Annotated in this window: 17 protein-coding genes; 8 read left to right on the forward strand and 9 right to left on the reverse strand. The window is 70.2% G+C overall.

Annotated features, from left to right (window positions below; translation table 11 throughout):
• Window positions 1-5: 5 nt before the first annotated feature.
• The gene (locus ACIQ87_RS37500; RefSeq protein ID WP_402416137.1) at window positions 6-1,409 is read right to left on the reverse strand and encodes a hypothetical protein; all 1,404 of its coding nucleotides are present in this window, start codon (window positions 1,407-1,409) and stop codon (window positions 6-8) included.
• 379 nt (window positions 1,410-1,788) lie between these two features.
• Here ACIQ87_RS37500 and ACIQ87_RS37505 point away from each other — a divergent pair, with 379 nt between their 5' ends.
• The 6 genes from ACIQ87_RS37505 (at window position 1,789) to alaS (ending at window position 8,230) form a co-directional block, all read left to right on the forward strand.
• On the forward strand, window positions 1,789-2,622 hold the full coding sequence (locus ACIQ87_RS37505) for an aspartyl/asparaginyl beta-hydroxylase domain-containing protein (RefSeq protein WP_402416139.1): 834 nt from the start codon (window positions 1,789-1,791) through the stop codon (window positions 2,620-2,622).
• Window positions 2,623-2,657: 35 nt separating this feature from the next.
• Window positions 2,658-3,530 carry a hypothetical protein gene (locus tag ACIQ87_RS37510; protein WP_402416141.1) on the forward strand — a complete coding sequence of 291 codons (873 nt, stop codon included), beginning with the start codon at window positions 2,658-2,660 and terminating at the stop codon, window positions 3,528-3,530.
• Window positions 3,527-4,126 (forward strand): LOG family protein, encoded by a 600-nt coding sequence (locus ACIQ87_RS37515; protein ID WP_402416144.1) that lies wholly within the window; start codon window positions 3,527-3,529, stop codon window positions 4,124-4,126. Before ACIQ87_RS37510 ends, ACIQ87_RS37515 begins: the two co-directional genes overlap by 4 nt.
• Window positions 4,123-4,674 carry an orotate phosphoribosyltransferase gene (locus ACIQ87_RS37520; RefSeq protein WP_402416146.1) on the forward strand — a complete coding sequence of 184 codons (552 nt, stop codon included), beginning with the start codon at window positions 4,123-4,125 and terminating at the stop codon, window positions 4,672-4,674. The genes ACIQ87_RS37515 and ACIQ87_RS37520 overlap by 4 nt, the downstream gene beginning before the upstream one ends.
• Window positions 4,671-5,339, forward strand: a complete 669-nt coding sequence (locus tag ACIQ87_RS37525) for an HAD family hydrolase (protein ID WP_402416149.1) — start codon at window positions 4,671-4,673, stop codon at window positions 5,337-5,339. Before ACIQ87_RS37520 ends, ACIQ87_RS37525 begins: the two co-directional genes overlap by 4 nt.
• Window positions 5,340-5,566: 227 nt before the next feature.
• Entirely contained in the window at window positions 5,567-8,230 is a 2,664-nt protein-coding gene (alaS, locus tag ACIQ87_RS37530) for an alanine--tRNA ligase (protein WP_402416152.1), read from the forward strand.
• Between the two features lie 61 nt (window positions 8,231-8,291).
• Here the strand turns inward: alaS and ACIQ87_RS37535 are convergent, their stop codons facing one another.
• The 6 genes from ACIQ87_RS37535 to ACIQ87_RS37560 form a co-directional block, all read right to left on the reverse strand.
• Window positions 8,292-8,849 (reverse strand): GNAT family N-acetyltransferase, encoded by a 558-nt coding sequence (locus tag ACIQ87_RS37535; protein WP_402416155.1) that lies wholly within the window; start codon window positions 8,847-8,849, stop codon window positions 8,292-8,294.
• Window positions 8,850-8,952: 103 nt separating this feature from the next.
• Entirely contained in the window at window positions 8,953-10,014 is a 1,062-nt protein-coding gene (locus ACIQ87_RS37540; protein ID WP_402416158.1) for a phosphotransferase, read from the reverse strand.
• A gap of 618 nt (window positions 10,015-10,632) precedes the next feature.
• Window positions 10,633-11,769 carry a caspase domain-containing protein gene (locus ACIQ87_RS37545; RefSeq protein ID WP_402416161.1) on the reverse strand — a complete coding sequence of 379 codons (1,137 nt, stop codon included), beginning with the start codon at window positions 11,767-11,769 and terminating at the stop codon, window positions 10,633-10,635.
• Window positions 11,766-12,137, reverse strand: a complete 372-nt coding sequence (locus tag ACIQ87_RS37550) for a hypothetical protein (protein ID WP_402416163.1) — start codon at window positions 12,135-12,137, stop codon at window positions 11,766-11,768. Before ACIQ87_RS37550 ends, ACIQ87_RS37545 begins: the two co-directional genes overlap by 4 nt.
• Window positions 12,138-12,243: 106 nt before the next feature.
• Window positions 12,244-12,987, reverse strand: a complete 744-nt coding sequence (locus tag ACIQ87_RS37555; protein ID WP_402416166.1) for a hypothetical protein — start codon at window positions 12,985-12,987, stop codon at window positions 12,244-12,246.
• A gap of 1,107 nt (window positions 12,988-14,094) precedes the next feature.
• Complete coding sequence (locus ACIQ87_RS37560) at window positions 14,095-15,021, reverse strand: LysR family transcriptional regulator (protein ID WP_402416169.1); 927 nt, start codon at window positions 15,019-15,021, stop codon at window positions 14,095-14,097.
• Window positions 15,022-15,165: 144 nt separating this feature from the next.
• Between ACIQ87_RS37560 and ACIQ87_RS37565 the strand changes: the two genes are divergently transcribed.
• Entirely contained in the window at window positions 15,166-16,422 is a 1,257-nt protein-coding gene (locus tag ACIQ87_RS37565) for an MFS transporter (protein ID WP_402416172.1), read from the forward strand.
• 104 nt (window positions 16,423-16,526) lie between these two features.
• On the opposite strand, the gene ACIQ87_RS37570 is transcribed toward ACIQ87_RS37565, so the two are convergent.
• Together ACIQ87_RS37570 and ACIQ87_RS37575 are read right to left on the reverse strand one after the other, a co-directional pair.
• Window positions 16,527-17,645 carry a nucleotide disphospho-sugar-binding domain-containing protein gene (locus ACIQ87_RS37570; protein WP_402416175.1) on the reverse strand — a complete coding sequence of 373 codons (1,119 nt, stop codon included), beginning with the start codon at window positions 17,643-17,645 and terminating at the stop codon, window positions 16,527-16,529.
• A 176-nt stretch (window positions 17,646-17,821) separates the two neighbouring features.
• Window positions 17,822-18,604, reverse strand: coding sequence for an alpha/beta fold hydrolase (locus tag ACIQ87_RS37575; RefSeq protein WP_402416178.1), 783 nt, complete (start codon window positions 18,602-18,604; stop codon window positions 17,822-17,824).
• A 337-nt stretch (window positions 18,605-18,941) separates the two neighbouring features.
• Here ACIQ87_RS37575 and ACIQ87_RS37580 point away from each other — a divergent pair, with 337 nt between their 5' ends.
• Window positions 18,942-19,421, forward strand: a complete 480-nt coding sequence (locus ACIQ87_RS37580) for a hypothetical protein (protein WP_402416181.1) — start codon at window positions 18,942-18,944, stop codon at window positions 19,419-19,421.
• Window positions 19,422-19,517 lie beyond the last annotated feature (96 nt).

Consider the following 19,517-nt stretch of genomic DNA (forward strand, 5'->3'; position numbering starts at 1 on the left):
TGGGGTCACCGGACGAGGACCGAGGTCGGGGTGGCGGTGAAGGCCTCGATCTCCTCGCGCAGACCTGCCGCCGCGCCGCTGCCGCTGCGACGGCCGTCGCCGTGCAGGGCGGCGTGGACGCGCTGGGCGCTGCTCACGATGCCGAAGTTCCGCTGCTCGACGGGGAGGTCGAGCACGGGGCGGACGGCCTCGGCGGCACCCTCGATCTCGCCGCGGGCGATGCGGGCGAGGGCAAGGTCGGTCTGGGCGCCGGCCTGGTCGCCGAAGGCCCATTCGTCCTCGGATGCGCTGCGGTAGGCGGCGACGGCCGCTTCGGACTGGCTCTCGCCGAGCGCGGCGTCCTGGCCGAGCTGCACGGTGGCCTCGGCGACGTAGTAGAGCTGGCGGGGCACCGGGAAGGTCATGATGCCGCCGAAGGCGTCGAGGTCGTCGGGTTCGACGGCGGCGCGGGCATTCTCGGCCCGTTGGATGGCCGTGCGGGTGGCCTCACCGTCGCCGAGGAGGGAGTGGGCGCGGGCGGAGAGGCAGGCCAGCCAGACGCCGGTGGTGCCGCGCACGTCGCCGGCCACGTTCTGCCCCAGGGCGGCGTACTCGGCGGCCTCGCCGGGGCGCCCGGCCCAGTAGGAGATGAGCGACTGGAGCGAGCGGACCCAGGCGCGCATGGCGTGGTGGTCGGCGTTGTCGGCGCAGACGAAGGCCGTGCGGGCCTGCATCATCGCGGCGCTTGGGTTGCCGAGGTCGTGGCTGGCCTTGGCGAGCATGCCGGAGGTGATCCCGGCGAGCAGGTACAGCGCCCGGGCCTGCAGCGGCTTGACGCGGCCGTGCTCCAGTAGCCGGAAGGTGAGGTCCTGTACTTCGACCAGGTCGCCGAGCAGGGTGGGCAGTGCCAGCTTCGGGTAGGCGGCGGTCAGCCGCCGTACCTCGTCGTGGATCTGGCCCAGGGTCTCCGAGCCGACGCTGCTGCCCTCCGCCGTCGCGGTGAACCGAAGTGCACGACGAGCCGCCATCATGACCTGCCTTTCCAATTCCGTGGTGCCCGCGTCGAAGCGGGGTTCGCTGCTGGACGGGCCACCGACAGGCAGTGCCGCTGCCTGCTCGGGTGGGAGGAGGATAGGGACAGCCCGTGGTGGCGGGACGACGAACGAGGCGGTGGCAGCGTGCACGGGGCCGGCCGGTGCGGGTGCGAGGAGTTGGTCGACGCCGACGCCGAACATGGCCTCCAGCACCCGGCACTGGTCCGGGTAGGGGCGGGTCTTCACCGCTCCGCCGTACCAGCGCTCGAACTGCCGCTTGGAGACCGACAAGCCCCGAAGCCGGGGGTCGCGTTCCTGCTCGGCGGCCGAGTTCGCCGTCGCCTCGAACCGGAGGCGGAAGGTTTCGTAGACCTGCCAGTGCCGCTGAAGCGTCAAAACCCTTAGAAGCGTGGGAGTTTCAGCCACCGCGGATCATCTCCATCCCCGTTCCTCTGCTCTGACGATAGCCATCGTCCCTCGACAGGAAACCTGTTCGAGACCGCACTGGCCCAGATGACGGCGGCCATGACGGCAGTCATGACGCACACCGCCATGACGCCGGCCTCGCCGCCCTCATGGCGACGGGATGGTGACGGCAGCCGCGTCGTATCGGTGCCGTACCTGGCGCCGCCATCCTGAACGCCACCTCGCTGTCCGTGCATCGCCGACAGCGAAGCGTGAGATCAAGGGCGCTGGGACCGGCGCCCGGTCGACCCCATCCAGCACCACGTGCATTCCGGCTCGCCATGCCGTGAGCCGACCCGGGAGGGAACCGATGGACAGCACCCTGACCGCTCTGGCTGGGCAGATCGCCCAGCTGGACGCCGTGGACTCCGCCCATCTGGAGCGGATGCGCCACGAGGCCCTGACCGCCCAGGCGCCGTGGAAGGCGGAGTACGGCGCCTACCAGTCCGGCGGCTGGTGGACCACCTCGCTGATGAACGCCTCCGGCGACGCCGCCGACGTGACGATCGGCGACTGCGCCGCCAAGCTGACCGACCTGCTGGGGCGGATGCCGGCCACCGCCGCGTTCCTGGCCGACCTCGGCCTGAACTTCATGTGGGTGCGGCTGGCCCGGCTGGAGGGCAACGCCTTCCTCTGGGAGCACCGCGACTACGACGAGCTCCACCAGGTCGAGCGGCACCGGCTGCACGTCCCGCTGCACACCAACAGGTCCGCCTTCCTGGTCACCGGCGGCACCAAGGTACACATGACGGGCGGGCGGATCTGGCGGCTGACGCCGACGTACGCCCACGGGGTGTGCAACTTGCTCGGCCCGGACCGGATCCACCTGATCGCCGACGTGTACGCCGACGACGCGTACCAGCGTCTGGCCCGTCGGCCCGCGCTCAGCCCGGCGGTCGCGGAGCCGCTGCCCACCGCCGACCAGAACATCCTGGCCGCGCGGCTGGAGAGCGCCCGCAACATGGCCACCCTCGGCTACCCGGAGGCGGCCGAACGGATGCTGCTGCGGCTCTTCTACACCTACGCCCTGCCGGAGGGCACGGCGTACGACCTGATCGCCGAACTGCACACCTCCCTCGGCGACATGGAGGCCGCGACGCGCTGGGAGACCGCCAAGCGCCGCCTGCTCGCCCTCCCCGCCTGATCCCAGCCCGCACTACGCCCGGAAGGAAGAAGCGCATGCCCACCCTGCAACTGGCGGCGATCACCCAGGCCAACCGGCCCACGCAGCTGCCGCTGCTGTCGAAGCTCGCCGACATCCTGGCCACCTCCCTGTCGGTGACCCACCTGATGGTCCGCGGGTCGTTGGCCCACGGCACCGCCGACCGCCTGTCCGACGTCGACTTCGTCGTCGGCGTCCACGACGCCCAACTCCCAGCCTTCGTCGAGGCGCTGGACACCCTGATGCCCGTCGAGGCCGGCGCCCTGCTGCCCGGCTGGCGCGACACGATCGTCGCCGACCTCGGTGGCGTCGGGATGGTCTTCCTCGTCCCGGATGAGGGGAAGCTCCACCAGATCGACCTCTACGTCGCGCCCGCCTCCCGGATCCCGCGGCTGCAGGAGATGGTCAACACCGCCGCCCTCCTCGACCGCCGGCCCGGACCGGCCGCCGCGCCGGACATCGCGGCGGCCGAGAGCTTCGTCGCCGCCTTCCTCGCCCGGCCGCGTTCCTGCGCCGAGTTGCTGATCGAGCACCTGGTGCTGGCTGTGCTCCTGCACAAGCGGATCCGGCGCGGCCAGCGGTTCGTGGCGTACTCCGAGTGGCACCGCCTGCACACGGCCACGAAGGACCTGATCAAGACCGCCCTGGCCCCCGCCTCGCGGTACTGGGGCTGGTACCAGCTGCGCGAGGAGATCGCCGTCACCCCGATCGGCCGGGCCTGCCTGGGCGACCTGGACACGGCGATCAGCGGCCCGGCCATCCCGGAGGCCGCCGACGTCACCGAGGCGATCGCGCGGGTACTCGCCCTGACGGAGCGGGCCTGCCCGCAGGCGCTCGACGGACTGCACGACGCCATCGCCGCCTACCGCACCTACCAGGAGCTGGCGTGAACGCACTCCACCTCGCGGGCCCGGCCGCCGGCCGGGCCCGCGAGGGCCTGACCGCCGTCTTCTTCGGCGGTGTCGTCCCCGCCTCCGCCCACGAGGAGGCGCTGGCCGAGGAGATCGGCCGGTCCCTCGCCCGGGCCGGGTACCAGCTCCTGCACGGCGGCTACAACGGGCTCATGGAGGCCGCCGCCCGCGGAGCCGGAGGCCAGGGAGCCACGGTCACCGCCGTCACGCTGACCGGCAAGCACGACGAGTGGGGAGCGTTCAACCCGCACACCACCATGTCCGTCCACGTGCCCGACCCCGGCGCCCGCCTCAACCACTACCTGGAGAACGCCGACCTGATCGTCGCCATGGGCGGCGGAGTCGGCACCCTCCACGAGCTGACCGCCGCCCTCTACTACGCGACCACCATCCGGCCCGTCCCGGTTTGCCTCGCCGGAGCGGCCGCCCTGCGCCTGCTCGCCTTCCTGCGCGAGGAACGGTGGCTGTACGAGACCCCGACCCGGCCGCTCGGCTTCCTCGCCACCGCCGAGTCCGCCGCCGCCTTCCGCGCCCACCTCGCCACGCTCGACACCGCCCCGATCGGAGGAGCATGACCACCCGCACCTCGCCGGCCAGCCTCGCTGCTCGGCTCGCCGAAACCGCGTGCGTGAACGCCCCGTTCAAGCTCGCCGAGGGAGGCCGGCTCGACGCCTACTTCGACGAGTACCGGCTGGCCTCCGAACCCGCGCTCCTGCGCGACACCGCCACCGCCCTGGCCGACCTCGTCCCCGACGATGCCCAGGTGCTCGCCGGTATCGAACTCGGCGGCGTGCCCCTCGTCGTGGCGCTGTCCGCCGCCACCGGCCTGCCCGCCGTGTTTGTGCGTCGCAGGCCCAAGAGCTACGGCTCCTGCCACCAGGTCGAGGGCCTTCCCATCGACGGCCGACGCACCGTCCTGGTCGACGATGTGGTCCGCTCCGGCGGCCAACTGCTCCACATGGCAAGGATCCTGCGGATGACGGGCGGACCGGTCACCCACGCGCTGTGCGTCCTGGAGCGCCCGCTCGGTGGCCGGACCCTGCTGGCCGACCACCGCGTCACCCTGCACTCCCTGTTCACCGAGGCCGACCTGCCCGCGCCACGGACGGGTGGTGCGGCGTGAAGCGGGCCGTGCTCTTCGACCTCGACGGCGTCCTCGTCGACAGCCGGGACGCCCAACTCGTCACCCTGGCTGGCTATGCGACCTCGACTCTCGGCAGGCGGGTGACCGTCGCCGACCTCCCGCCCGCCGCCGCGACCACCCCGCGCGAGTACGTCCTCTCCGACCTCGGGCTGGACGGGCCGATCAACGAGGACGGTTGGGCGGCGGCGAGCGCCACGGCCACCCTCACCGCCGAGGTCTTCCCGTACGTCACCGAAACCCTCGCGGCGCTCCGCGAGGCCGGGGTCGGCACCGGCGTCGTCACCCTGCGAAGCCGCGAACGGGTCAACTGGCTCCTGCCGCAGGACATCCTCGGCCAACTCGACACCGTCGTCTGCTACGAGGACGCCCAGCCCAAGCCCGCCCCCGACGGGGTCCTGCTCGCCCTCGAACGGCTCGACGTCACCCCGCGAGCGGGCATCTTCGTCGGCGACACCGAGACCGACATCCACGCCGCCCACGCCGCGGGCGTCACCGCCGTCGGCGCCGGCTGGGGCTTCGCCGGCCCTGAAGCGCTCACTCGGGCCGGAGCCCACCTCGTGATGCCCCGCGCCGACCACGCCGCCTTCGTCCTGCCCCTCCTGGTCGGCATCGGCCGACAGGAGGACAACTCCAAGCGATCTTGACTCCCGACCCGCTACTGTTGGTGGCGCAGTCGCAGCGCACCGTTGCGTCGCTGTCGGCTGCGCCACCTCAGAGCGACGGATACCGGAGTCATGGTCTACACCGTGGGGGCGCGAGCTATCTGCGCCGAGCTGGAGAACTGAGAACCACTCAGTCCTCGTTCTCGGCCCGGCTCGGCGTGTGATCACCCCACATCTCTCCGCGATTCTTCCGTGAGGGCCATACCGCCATGCGCTCGACGCAGATCCGCTCCACCTTCCTGGACTTCTTCACCTCGCGCGGCCACCGCCACGTCCCGTCCAGCCCGCTCATCCCCTCCGACCCGACCCTGCTGCTGGCCAACGCCGGCATGAATCAGTTCAAGCCCTACTTCCTGGGCGAGGTCACCCCGGAGTACCCCCGCGCCACCACCATCCAGAAGTGCGCCCGCACCTCCGACATCGACAACGTCGGCCGCACCAACCGGCACGCCACGTTCTTCGAGATGATGGGCAACTTCTCCTTCGGCGACTACTTCAAGGCCGACGCCATCGCCTACGCCTGGGAACTCCTCACCCAGGGCTACAACCTGGACAAGGACCGCCTCTGGATCACCGTCTATGAAGACGACGACGAGGCCGAACAGCTCTGGCGCAAGATCGGCGTCCCCGCCGACCGCATCCAGCGCCTCGGCATGGAGGACAACTACTGGTCCATGGGTGTCCCCGGCCCCTGCGGTCCGTGCTCCGAGGTCAACTACGACCGCGGCCCTGCCTTCGGCCGCGAAGGCGGACCGGCCGTCGACGGCGAACGCTACGTCGAGATCTGGAACCTCGTCTTCATGCAGTTCCAGCGCGGCGAGGGCGACAAGAAGGGCGGCTTCCCGATCCTCGGCGACCTCGCCCAGCAGAGCATCGACACCGGCCTCGGCCTCGACCGCCTCGCCGCCATCCTCCAGGACGTCGAGAACGTCTGTAGCACCGACCTCCTCTCGCCCACCCTCAGCACCGTCCAGGAACTCGCCGGCCGCGACTACCCCGGCAGCGGCCCCTTCGGCGAGGAGAAGGTGTCCTTCCAGGTCGTCACCGAGCACGCCCGCTCCATCGCCTACCTCATCGCCGACGGCGTCCTGCCCGCCAAGGACGGCCGCGGCTACGTCCTGCGCCGCCTGATGCGCCGCGCGATCCGTCACGCCCGACTGCTCGGCATCGACCAGCCCGTCCTCGCCCCGGCCACCGCCAGCGTGATCGCCAACCTCGGCGACGTCTGGCCCGAACTGGTCGACCAGGCCTCCCTCATCGAGCAGGTCGTCACCGCCGAGGAGGAGTCCTTCACCCGCACCCTCAGCCAGGGCACCCGGCTGCTCAACGCCGCCATCACCCGCAGCCGAGACGGCCGCTCCAACACCCTCACCGGCGACACCGCCTTCGAACTGCACGACACCTACGGCTTCCCCGTCGAGCTGACCATCGAGGTCGCCCGCGACGCCGGCCTGAGCGTCGACGAGGACCGCTTCACCACCCTGCTCGCCGAACAGCAGAAGCGCGCCAAGGCCGGTGGCAAGGCCAAGGCCGCCGAGGCCCTGCGCCGCCAGGACGCCTACCGCGAACTGTCCTCCCGCCACGGCCGCACCGACTTCACCGGCTACGACCGCCTCGACAGCGAGGCCTCCGTCCTCGGCCTCATCTCCGACGGCACCCTCGTGCCCGGCGCCGACCAGGGCAGCACGCTCGAACTCGTCCTGGACCGCAGCCCGTTCTACGCCGAGTCCGGCGGCCAGGTCGGCGACACCGGCGCCATCCGTACGTCCTCCGGTGCGCTCCTGGAGGTCCTGGACACCAGGCTCGGCTTGGAGGGCTTCCACGTCCACACCGTCCGCGTCCGCGAGGGCGAGATCCGCACCGGCGAGCAGGCCGAAGCCCTCGTCGACGGCCCGCGCCGCGACGCCGTCGCCCGCTCCCACTCCGCCACCCACGTCCTGCACGCCATGCTCCGCCGCACCCTCGGCGACCACGCCCGCCAGCACGGCTCCCTCGTCGACGCCGGCCGCCTGCGCTTCGACTTCGCCCACTTCTCCGCCGTCGACCGCACCCAGCTCGCTGCCATCGAGACCCTCGTCAACGACCACCTCCTCGACGATCCCGAAGTCCGCATCTGGCAGGCCACCCGGTCCGAGGCCGAGGCCGCCGGAGCCACCGCCCTGTTCGGCGAGAAGTACGGCGACCACGTCCGCATCGTCGACATCGGCGACTTCTCCCGCGAACTCTGCGGCGGCACCCACGTCGGCCACGGCTCCAACGCCGGCCCAGTCCGCATCCTCGACGAAGCCTCCATCGGCTCTAACCTGCGCCGCATCGAAGCCCTCACCGGCCGCGACGCCCTCACCTACTACGACACCGAACGCCGCCTCCTCGAAGAACTCTCCACTCTCCTCGGCACCCGCCCCCAGGACGCCCCCGACACCCTCCGCAAGCGCCTCGACGCCCTCACCAACGCCCAGCTGGAACTCGCCCGCCTCCGCGACGCCGAGCTCCGCACCCGCGCCCAGCAGCTCGCCGCCACCGCCCGCACCGTCCCCGGCGGCCAGATCGTCACCGAGAAGATCCCCGGCCTCGGCCCCGACGAACTCCGCATGCTGGCCACCAACACCGCCGACCTCCTCAACGGCGACCGCGCCGTCGTCGTCCTCTGCACCGAGCACGGCGGCAAGGCCCTCCTCGCCGCCGCGATCACCCGCAGCCTTCACGACACCGGCACCCACGCCAGCCAGATCCTCAGCCCGGCTGCCCGCACGGTCGGTGGCGGAGCCGGCGGCAAGGGCCCCGTCGCCAGTGCCGGCGGACGCCGCCCCGAGGCCCTCGACGAGGCCCTCACCATCGCCGGTCAGGACGCTGCCCGAGTCCTCGGCCAGTAGCGCCGGCAGTTGGCGCGTGCGGTCGGTGCCTCCCAACTGGGAAGGTGTCGACCGCACGTTCTCACCGTTCTCGGCCAGCTGCGGCAAGGTCTTTCCGCAGGACCACGCTCTCGTAGTTGGTCACATCCCACCGCCACGTCCCCACGGGGACGTACCCCCGCCGGCGGTACCAAGCGACCAGCTCAGTGGCCTCGGCCGACGTATCGATGACCGCTTCCATGGACCCGAGAGCGACTATGCGGTCCTCCGCCACGGTCAGCAGCCGCTGTCCGAGGCCCGTCCCCTGACACACGGGATCCACCGCAAGCTGCCAGAACGAACCCGCATCGGCTGGTGTCGGATACCCCACGGGCACCGCGTACGGTGCCGTCACCGTCACCGACCCGACCAGCTCAGCACCCCGGAAGGCGAGCCAGCACTCACCCCTCCCCACCCGGGTGGCCGTGTCCTGCACGGACTGGTACGACGCGAAGAAGACCCTGCCAGCCGCTGCATGGGCGGCATACGCGCGGTGCAGGAGCAGAGTGAGCTCCTCGGCCGAATCGCCATCGGTGAATCGCCGTATCGAGATGCCTCCCCCGGAGCCAGCCGAACGGCCATGAACGCTGCGCAAGATCACAACGAACAGTCTCGCTCCGACAGAGCCGGAGGGCCTCCGGGAACCTGTTGGGCTTGCCTACCTGCTGTCCGTGACCGGTCAGCGCGTAGCGACCGGGCGCCACTCAGGGCATAGCCGCGAACGCCTCCTGCGCGTCCTCGCGCCGCTCCGCCCACCAGGCCAGGAAGCGCTCGGCGGGCATGAACAGGTGGTCGCACGAGTGGTCGTCGCGGTCGTAGTGGAAGACCAGCTGCCAGTAGTCCGACATGCGCTTCCACCACAGCCGATCCACCGCGTCCTCCAGTGCCGGCACCGGGAGCGGCACGACCGACCGGTAGCCGGCCACGAACGCAGCGGTCCGCTCCAGGTCGAGGAAGCCGTCCTCACCGCCGAACTGCACTGTGGCGGTGCGGGCGACTTCCTCGCCGAATGGCCGGACCCGGATGCGGTCCCAGTCGATCACCCCGGCGATCTCACCGTCCCGCCACAGCACGTTCCGGTGCTGCACATCACCGTGCGTCCACCCCACCGGGCCGACCGCCACCTCGCCAGCTGGGCGCTCGCTCCCGTACTTCTCCAGCAGCACCTTGCGCTCGGCCAACGCCGAGGCCGCTGCGGTGTCGAACGCGGTCCGATTCTCCAACCCCGCGATCACGGCGAGGAAGCGGTCCGCCTCCTGGTGAGCCGCAGCGGGCGTGGTCACCGAGACGGTCACCTGCTCCGGCCCTGGCGGCAGCAGGCCAGCCAGCCGCTCGCCGTTCAAGCTCCGATGGATCCGACCAAGCAGAGCGCCGAGGTCACCGGCCTGCCCGATCGAGAGATCCGTACCGGGCAGATGGCCACCCTCCATCCACGGGACCACGCAATACCCACGGTCGGCGACCTCTACCACCGCATCCCCAGCCCCGGAAAGCCGCGCCCTACCCACCGGCAGGCCGTCATCGGCCAGCGCCGACAGCACAGCCAGGTTCCGACGCGCCAGCGGCAGCGGCACATCCGTGATCCGCTTCAACGCGAACGAGCCCTCGGCCGTATCCAGCCGCCAGCTCCCGTTCATCAAGCCGTCCGACAGGAAGCGGCACTCCCGAACCTCACCCAGCCCGAAAGCCCGGCCGAGAACCGCCAGATCCTCTGCGATCTTGCTGTAGCGAGTGCCACTTGGGGTGTCGAAGGTCGAGTCCGTCACCCCAAGCAGGCTAGCGGAGTCAGGGCACTGGTGCGGTCGGTCCGCAATGCATCCCGCCCCGACCTCGTCGCGGTCGGGGCGGAGAGCGGCGCGGCGGCGAGGAGTAGATTGACAGTGACGAATAGAAGGCGAGTTCGAAGACAGTGCTTGTCGCGCAGGTCGGCCTGGTAGCGCCGGAGGGGGTTCATTCGGCGGCTCGCTCAGCCGATCGACTCAGAGACTTGCAGCCATGCGTGGGAACGGCAGCGGACCAAGAGCTCCGAATGGAATCGGCCATGTCTTTACCATCGGCGGTCTATCACGATGGCGCCTGCCAAACTCGGTTTCGGCGGCGGATGGTCTGCCGTCGGTACCGGGGGTGTTGGATGGCTGGGCGTTCCGGCAGGTACTACCGCGCAGGTCACTGGGTGAACCGCCCGACGGGTGGGCGCAAGCCAGCGGTGAAGCCGCTGACAGGCGCAGGCGTTGTGGGCCTGATCGCAATGGTTGTCATACTGATGTTGATCTCGGATGGCTCCGGAAACCCGGGGACCACGACCGTCCAGAGCCCGGGGGCTTCGCCCTCGTCCGTCAGCGCCAGCCCGTCTGCACCCGGCCAATGAGCGTACGCTGCGGCTGCTAGTGGCGATTCTGTCGGCGTGGACTGAACCGGGTACGCCATCCTTGGTCCGACTGCGGCGTTCTCTCCCCGGATTTCTGGATCGTCCTGTCAGGCTGCGTTGCGGCAGCCACTCTGATTCGCTCCCAGACAACCTGCCAGCGTTGTACCTGGTCGGCCGGCAGCCCGCATGCGTGAAGGTAAATCTCCGTGCTCTTCCATGACCGTGGCAGCGTCCTACGGTTCAACAACGCGCTGACAGCGCTGGGGGAGAGCGATGGTCGGGCATTGTCGCTGACGGCTTGAATGCTGCGTCCGCTGATCGCCCGGATGTGTCCGAGCGCCTCGATGAACTCCTGGGCGGTGTCGAGCACATCAGGGTCAGGCCAGCGGGCGCCGCTCCCCGCCGCCGCTACCGCCGTTGAGGTCCAGGGCCGGTAGGCGTTGTTGCGCCCCAGGAGTAGGCCGCCCGCGGTGTTGCGGTCGCGCTTCTGCGGAAGCGGTCGACTCTTGGCCGCGAGCACGGACCGCAGCCGCCGGTAGACCGACTCCAGGTCCAACCATGCTTCGCCGCCCTCGATCCCGCTCTTCAGGATATCGAGCAACTCGCCGGTGAATGCGGTGTACTGTTCCCCAGGCGGTGCCAGCGCCACTCCGGTCTCCGGAGCGGCAGCCAGCAGATAGCTGCCGTCGATCTGTGCCTGATCAGCGACTGAGCCGCCCATCGTCCCCAGCGCCCGGCCGCTGAAGCAGCAGTCAAGAATGATCACATGGCGTTGCGCACGACCAGACATGATCGCGCTGCGCAACATCGCATACGGAACCCCCGTGTGACCGTGGCCCGGCCTTGACCGAGGGAGGCCGAGGAACAACTCGCCGCGGTCATCGGTCAGGCCGTGGCCGGCGAAGTACACCAACAGCGTGTCCCGTGCCGCCCGAGCCGCCTCCTCCACTGGTTCCAGCACCTCGTGCAGGCCGGACGGTTCTGCGACCACGGCACAGTGCTCTCGTGCCAGCCCCCAGGATCCGGGGCTCGTCAACGCGTCCGCCAGGGCGGGCAGGTTGTTCGACACGGCGGGCAGCGTTTCCAACCCCGTGTACCGCGCCACCCCGATCAGCACTGCACGTGAGGTCTCTGCTTCGGGAAGCCCCTTCACACCTCGTCGTCCTCGATGCCGTCCGGAGTCTGTTGTGACAGCAGCTCAATCACCTGCTGCATCTCCGCATCCGTCCCCTCAGTCAGTACCACTTCGATGCCGCCGTGGCGGACGATCACCTTGGGCGGCCGCGGTCGGGTCTGCCGCCAGGTGACCACGGTCATGACGAACGAGGCAGCACTCCACCCGTTCTCCGTCACGATCTGCAGAGTGTCCAGCCAGCCGCCCATCGCACCCGCGCCTGCGGGCCGCTCCACGAGCGATAGCGTCGCCGAACTGCGTACCTGAGGATCTTGACCCAACCATGTATGCAGGGAACGGAGCTCGGTCTCCTGGCCATCTCCGCTGACCTTCACCTCGACCTGCACTGGTGCCTCCTCAGATCTTGAATCGTCGAGATTTACTGTCTGAAGCCATAAGGAATCTGCGTTTTCGAACAATGGCAGTGAGATTTGCGAAATCATGAAGGGCGCTTCAGTGCTTGCTCAGAACGTCATTGCTGAGCTTGACCGCAGCCCCGGCGCGCTCGAAGATAGTGGGGTCCAAGAATCCAGCTAGTACAGTTGCGCAGAGTATCAGAGGGAGTGCTGCGGCCGGATTTGCCAAGCTGTGGGTCCAGCTAAAGGGTTGTAGAAATACCAGCAACACCGCAGAAGAGAAGACCGAAATTGCGGCCGCACGTCGCACGCTTCGCAAGACTCTCTTCCCGAGAGCCTCGCGTGCCGAGATCTCGCGAGTTAGCTCTAGCCATCGCCCGTTGACAGCGTCGACCAGGCCTTCGCTGAATGCGTCACGCATTTCGCCGAGCTTTTCTCCTCCGATAGCAGCGGTAGGCTTCCATGAGCGGACGCTTGCTGCGATTCCATCGGCGACTCGCCGAATTTCTGCTCCACCTGCGGGGTCCTTGGGGCGGAGCCTCCGCTCCCAAGGTCCCTCCAGGTATCGAGCAAGAGACTCCAGCTTTTCGACCACTTTGGCCCGCTGGTCGCTAGCTATGTATGGCTGAAATGCTGGTGGAATCTCTTCGCCAGAGAAAATGAAAGTTAGAGCCGGCGGCTTGGGGCGCGTTGCTGCTTCTAGCAAAAGGGCAATCTCAAGCAGGGAGTCGATAACAACTGCACAGGCAATAGCTTTCGAATCCTCTAGCTCTATGGTCACCCGCCTAAGGGGTAGGGAGATCTCAAATATGAGCAGTAGGACCGCGAATGAGGTAAGCATCGTCGTAGATCCGGTTGCTACGTCATGCCAGTTTGCTTCACTCCAGTCAAACTGATGTACCTTCTGTGGGGTGTTGTGCGTTGAAGGATTGTTTGAAGTGTGGCGCCTCCAATAGTCATCGGCCGTGCTCGCAGCCAATCCTATCGAAAGTAGCGAAGCAGCGGAAAAGATAGGTGACGATCGAAAATTAAGGCGCGACATTCTTCGATGCAGGGGTAGGAAGAGCAGGCATGCCCCGCCCCCCGTGTACATTGCAATAGTGCCGGCTGGATTATCGGTTCCCAATTTTTTGATGGGTTGAAAAAGAATGATCCCTAGGAGGAAAAGGAGGCTCCCCAAGCGAAGTGCGCCGGCGGATTTTCGCAGCCACCCGTGATCTCTCAGAAGGGATTCCAGTGCTGCATACTGGTGCCGCACCTTGTGTGCAAGCAGGGAGGCCTCGCGCACGGCTGGGCCGATACGAATGCGGGTCACGCTGTCCAAAGCTGGTAGCAGTGTCAAGGCAGCTTGCTGATCACGGCCATACCGTTCCGCAAGGACTTTTTGATCGTCTGGCATGGCCTTGATGCGTGCCCGGACCTGAGCCAATTTCCTGCGGGTGGTCTCCGCTTCGGCGTGCGCCATGATCTGCCCACTCCCTGCTTGGTCAGCCTCTCGACGGTCACTCTGTGTGTCGCACAGTTACAGAATGCCCGAGTGTGCCCCTCGTGTGGGCGGAAACTGGGAACTCACCCTCGCTCCAGTTGGGGGATCGCATGTGGAGCCCTACCTGGCTGCAGGGGTTCGGCGGGCTTCAGGACCGTGCAAGGTGTGGTCAAGTCAGACCAGCACACAGTACGCAACGCTGGCACGGCTCTGGCTGTGCCAGAGCCGTGCCAGAACAGGTGGAGAACGGCAGACAGCAGCGGTCCGCGACGAGCCTCGGAAGGGCCAGTACTGTTGTTATCAATGCAGGTCAGGGGCCCTTTGTGGCTCGAAGGCCCAAAGATTCCCAAGCTTAGAGCGCGAGTTCGATTCTCGTCGCCCGCTCCACTACCGAAAGCCGCAGGTCACATGACCTGCGGCTTTCGTGTTGTCCGGGCCTGGGCGGGCCGGGCCGGGCGGGGGTCAGTGGGGGCGGACCCAGGTGGGGGTCCAGGTGTCCGGGGTGGTGGGGGCGGTGGCGAGGTGGGCGCGGAGGATGGGGAGGGCGGGGTGGGGGTTGTCGCGGTGCCAGAGGAGTGAGTGGGGGTAGACGGGGGTCGGGTCGGTCACCGGGATGCGGCGCAGGCCGTGGCCGGCGGGCCAGACGAGGCGGGTCCGCTCGCTCATGAAGGTGGCCAGGGCCGGGGTGTCGGCGATGGTGTCGAGGAGGGCGTCGGAGCCGAAGTTGGGGCCGGTGGACTCGATGGTGAGGCCGAACTCGGCGACGAGGTCGTCGTAGTAGGCGCCCCACTCGCTGCCGGGGACGATGCCGGGCATCCAGATCCGGTGGCCGACCAGTTCGGCGACGGTCACCGACCTGGCGTCCGCCAGGGCGTGGGCGGGGCCGGTGAGGAGCTGGAGGGGTTCGTCGAGGACCCGGACGGACCCGATGTCCTCGGGGAGCGGCCGGCCGGGCATGGCGACGGCGCGGAAGGACGCGTCGATGGTGCCGGAGCGGATGGCGGCGACGGCGGTCTCGATGTCGAGCAGCATCAGCACGTCGAGGTCGATCCCGGGGTGGGCGCGGTGGAAGTCGCGCATCAGGCCCGAGGCCGCGCCGCGCGAGTTGATCACGTCGACGCGCAGCGGGCGGCGGCCGGCGCGCACGGACGCTACCGCGCGGTCGGCGGCGCGCAGCAGCTCGCGGGCGTGGGGCAGGAAGGCCTGTCCGTCGATGGTGAGTTCGGCGCCGCGCGGGGTGCGGGTGAACAGTCGGACGCCGAGGTCGCGCTCCAGGGCGGCGACGCGCTTGGAGACGGCCTGCTGGGTGACGGCCAGGTCGACGGCGGCCTTCTGGAACTGGCCGGCTTCGGCGATGGCGGCGAAGGTGCGCACTGCTTCGAGGTCCACGCCGACCCACCCTAGGGAACAACCACTGGTTGTGCGGGAGGGGTGAGGCGGTTGTTTGACCCCTTGTCCCGGCGTCGGATTGGCTCTCCCCGGTCAACCGCGGTTTGTGCGGTCGGACGTCGAGTCGAGGGGAGCGCACCGCGGATGAGGGGCGGGAGACGGCTGGGTCGGCCGTTCGGCCGGCTGTGGGCGGCGTACGCGGTGAGCGCGTACGGGTCCGGGCTGGGGTTCGGGGCGCTGCCGCTGATCGCGGTCCTGGTGCTGCACGCCGGCCCGGCCGAGGTGTCCGCGCTGTCGGCGGTGGGGCCCGCGGTGGGCGCCTTGGTCGCGGTGCCGCTCGCGCCGTGGGTGGAGTCCCGGCGCAAGCGCCCGGTCATGATCGCGACGGACCTGGTCCGGTTCGCGGCCATGGCGACGATCCCGGTCGCCTACGCCTTCGGCCTGCTCGGCTTCGTCCAGCTGCTCGTGGTGTCGGTGGTGGTCGCCGCGGCCAGGATCGCGTTCGGCGCGGCCAGTGGCGCGTACCTCAAGGCCGTCGTCCGGCCGGACGACCTGCTGGTGGCCAACGCCCGCCTGGAGTCCACGAACTGGAGCTCCATCGCGGTCGGGCCGCCGCTGGGCGGGGCGGCGGTCGGCCGGTTCGGGCCGGTCACCACGGTGGTGGCCGACGCGCTCGGCTACCTGCTCTCCGCGCTGTGCATCACCGCGATCCGCGGCCGGGAGGAGGCGCCGCGGCGGGCCGGCGGGAGTTCGGCCCGATTCGGAACGGTGCTCGACGGCTGGCGGCACATCACGGGCGACCCCGGGCTGCGGGCGCTCTACCTCAACAACATGCTCGTCGCCGGTCTGATCATGGCCACCGAGCCGGTGCTCGCCGTGCTCCTGCTGCGCCAACTCCACTTCGCCCCATGGCAGTACGGCCTCGCCTTCGCGGCGCCCTGCCTCGGCGGGCTGATCGGCTCCCGGCTGGCCCGGCGGGTGGTGGAGCGGTACGGCAGGGACCGGGTGTTCCGGACCGTCGGCACCCTGCGCGCCGTCTGGCTGATCGGCCTGGTCTTCGTCCGCCCCGGCGTGGTCGGCCTCGTCACGGTGATGGCCGTCGAGCTGGCGATCATCATCAACATGAGCCTGTTCAACCCGGTGCTCGCCACCTACCGGCTCGAACGCACGCCCGATCACCTCGTCGCCCGCACCCTGTCCGCCTGGTCGATCGGACAGCAGGCGTCCATCGCCGTCTGCACCGCGCTCGGCGGGCTGCTCGCCGACGCCACCGGCCCGCGCACCGCCCTCACGGTCGCGGGACTGCTCATCCTGGCCACCCCGTTCCTGCTGCCCCGGGCCGACCGGACGCGGTCGGAGGCCGTGCCGGACGCCCCGGCAGCGCGGAGGTCTCCCGTCTGAGCGTCGACCGGCCGTGCTGCCGGAGGCGGCGGTACGGCGGCAGTCGCGGGTCGGTGGACCCGCGACTGCCGCGGGCTCGGGGCGCAGGAGTGCCCGAGCGGGGATCAGTGGCGGGTGGCGAGGTCCTCCAGCGTGGCGACCAGGGCGGCCGGGGCGGGCAGTGCGGTGTTGGCGGCCTGCAGGCGCCGGGCGGCCTCGCGGAGCGCGGCGTCGGTGAGGACGCGCTCGATCAGCGGGGTGTCGACGGCGTCGGAGGCGGAGCTCAGCGCGGCGCCGGTGGCGGTGAGGGCCTCGGCGTTGAGGAAGTGGTCCGCGCCCTGCGGGAGCAGCAGCTGGGGCAGGCCGGCCTGGACGGCGGTCAGCATGGTGCCCGAGCCGCCGTGGTGGATCAGCGCGTCGGCCTGGCTGAGCAGCTCGTTGAGCGGGACCCAGGGCAGGCCGCGGACGTTGTCGGGCAGGGTGCCGAGCGGGGCGAGGTCGGCGTCGCCGACCGCGAGCAGGAAGTCGGCGTCGACCTCGGCCGCCGCCTCGACCATGCGGACCACCGCGCGGACACCGTCGAGCTCGGAGAGCACGGTGCCCAGGGTGACGACCGCCCGCGGGCGGTCGGGCTTGCGGAGGAACTCGGCGGGGACGATGCCGCCGCCGTTGTACGGGACGTAGCGCATCGCGAGGCCGTCCGGGTCGCCGCCGAGCGGGCCGACGTTGATCGTCGCGGCGATCGACGGGCCGGCCAGGCCCCACTCCTCGTACAGGTCGGGCACGTGCGAGGCCACCAGTTCGGCCATGGAACGGCCGGGACTGGCCCCGAAGTTGTGCACGACCGACGGGATCCTGAGCCGGGTGGCGACCAGCGGGCCGGCGGCGTGGAAGGCGTCGTGGACGAGCAGGTCGGCGCCCCAGTCGGTGGCGGCCGCCAGCAGGCCGTCGACGTCCGGGCGGGAGGCGTACGCGAACATCGCGGCCGCCATGTCGAAGATCTCTTCCTGGGTCTGGTCCTGGTTGACGTACTGGACCCGGCCGCCGAGGCGCTCCTCGACGATCGCCCGCAGGGTCCGGCCGTCGCCGATCTCCACGACGGGGAAGCCCGCGGGCCGGATCATGTCGAGCGGCTGTGCGCCGGCGAACAGCACCTCGTGCCCGGCGGCGCGCAGCGCCTGGGCGGTGGGCACCATCGGGTAGAGGTGACCGGCCGCGGCGGGGCCGGTGAAGAGTATGCGCATGGTCTTCTCCTTGCGATGTTTCCGACAAGGCAGTCTCACCTTTGAAGTTGACGTTCAGTCAATTTGATAGGGATCACCATGCGCGGTAATCGGCCGTTCTGGGACGGGGCTTGCCTCTCGGGCGGCGGTGTGCTCCTCGCGCCGGTCGCCCGGCGCGGGCGGGCGGGCCGGATCGCTCAGGCGGCGGCGAGGAACTCCCGGACGGCGCCGGTGAACGCCCCGGTCTCCTCGGCGAGCACGATGTGGCCGGTGTCGAACTCGGCGTAGCCGCTGCCGGGCAGGGCGGCGTGCAGCCGGCGGGCGTTCTCCACCGGGACGGTGGCGTCCTGGGTGCAGCCGATCACCAGGGCGGGGGCCTGGACGCGGGGGAGCAGCGGGCCGAGGTCGAGGGCCAGGTTGAGGGCGATGTGCCGCAGGGTGCCCGGAGTCGGTCGCAGGTAGGCGGTGTTGGCCTCGACGGCGGCGCGCCCGATCCGGTCGAGGAAGCCGCGGCTGAACGCGGTGAGGGTGGCGTAGCCGCCGAACGCGGCGGGGTGGTCGGCGAGCGAGAGCCAGGTGGCCATGGAGAGCCGCAGGTACTCGTCCTGCTCCGCGCTGATCCAGCCGGCCGCGGCGACCAGGCGGCGGACCCGCCCGGGGTGCAGGGCGGCGGTCGCGGTGGCGACGACGGCGCCGAGCGAGAAGCCGAGGACGTCGGCGGGGCCGCGGCCGGCGTCCTCGATCACGGCGGCGACCTGGGCGGCCAGGGCCTCCAGGGTGAGCGGAGCGCCGTCGTCAACGGCGGCCTCGCTGCCGGAGAGGTCGGGCAGCAGCACGGTGTAGCGGTCGGTGAAGGCGTCCAGCAGGCCGTCCCACATGGCGGAGCCGGGGCCGGTGCCGTGCACGAGGACGAGGGTGTCGGGGCCGTCGCCGACGGCGCGGTAGGGGATGCGGGCGGTGTCGACGGTGATGACGGGCATGGCGGGTCCTCTCGATGGTGGGTCAGAAGGCTTGCCGGGAGCGCCGGTCGGTGGTTCCGGTCCGCCTCGGCCGGCGCAGAAGTAAACTACACCGTGCAGTGCACTATGAACGTGTGGAAACCGTGAGGGAGGGGATCGGGAGGGGAACTGCGCGTACCCGTCCGCCGTCCAAGCAGTGACGGAATGCCTGCCCGGGTTGAACACCGGGAGGAGTACGGAGGGCCCTGTGCAGTCAGGTGGTGCCGAACTGAACCTCGGACGCCCGGGCGGTGGCCCCGGAGGGGCGTGGATCGCGCCGGTCCGCCGACCGGGGGCCGGGTCGGGGTCGAACCCCGGGGTGGCGGCCGATCAACTCGACGCCGCCGAGCGCTGCGAGACGCTGCTCCAGGACACCCTGGACGCCGTCCGTCCGGCGCCGGTCTGGCAGGGGGCGCCCGCACGGGCGGGAGCGCGGCTGCCGCTGCCGGGGCGCGAGTCGGAACTGCTCTGGTACGTCACCCGCGGCCGGGACCTCCTCACCGTCGTCTCGCTGCCCCGACGGGCGGTGCTGGCGGACGTGGTGGAGCGGCACTGGCGCCGGCGCGGCTGGACGATCACCTCGCTGAACGCCGACCGGGACCGTCCGGGCGTCGCCGCGACCACCCCGGACGGCTACCGGCTGGCGCTGCGCTTCGGAGAGTCCGGAGAGGCGGGGCTGACCGCGAGTTCGCCCGGCGTGGCCCGCTCGGAGCGCGGCCCGGTGCTGGCCGGCGGCGTCGACCACTGCGCGCCGCCGCTGCCCTACGTCCGCTGTCCGCACTGGAGTGCACTGGGCTAGCCCCGGACTTCGCACATGGGGTTTTAGGTTTCCAGCCAGCGGGGTCGGGTTTCGTCGATGCCGAGGAGTTCGAGCAGGTGTGCTTGGACTCCTCGG

The sequence above is a fragment of the Kitasatospora sp. NPDC096204 genome, assembly GCF_044763205.1.
GTDB lineage: Bacteria > Actinomycetota > Actinomycetes > Streptomycetales > Streptomycetaceae > Kitasatospora.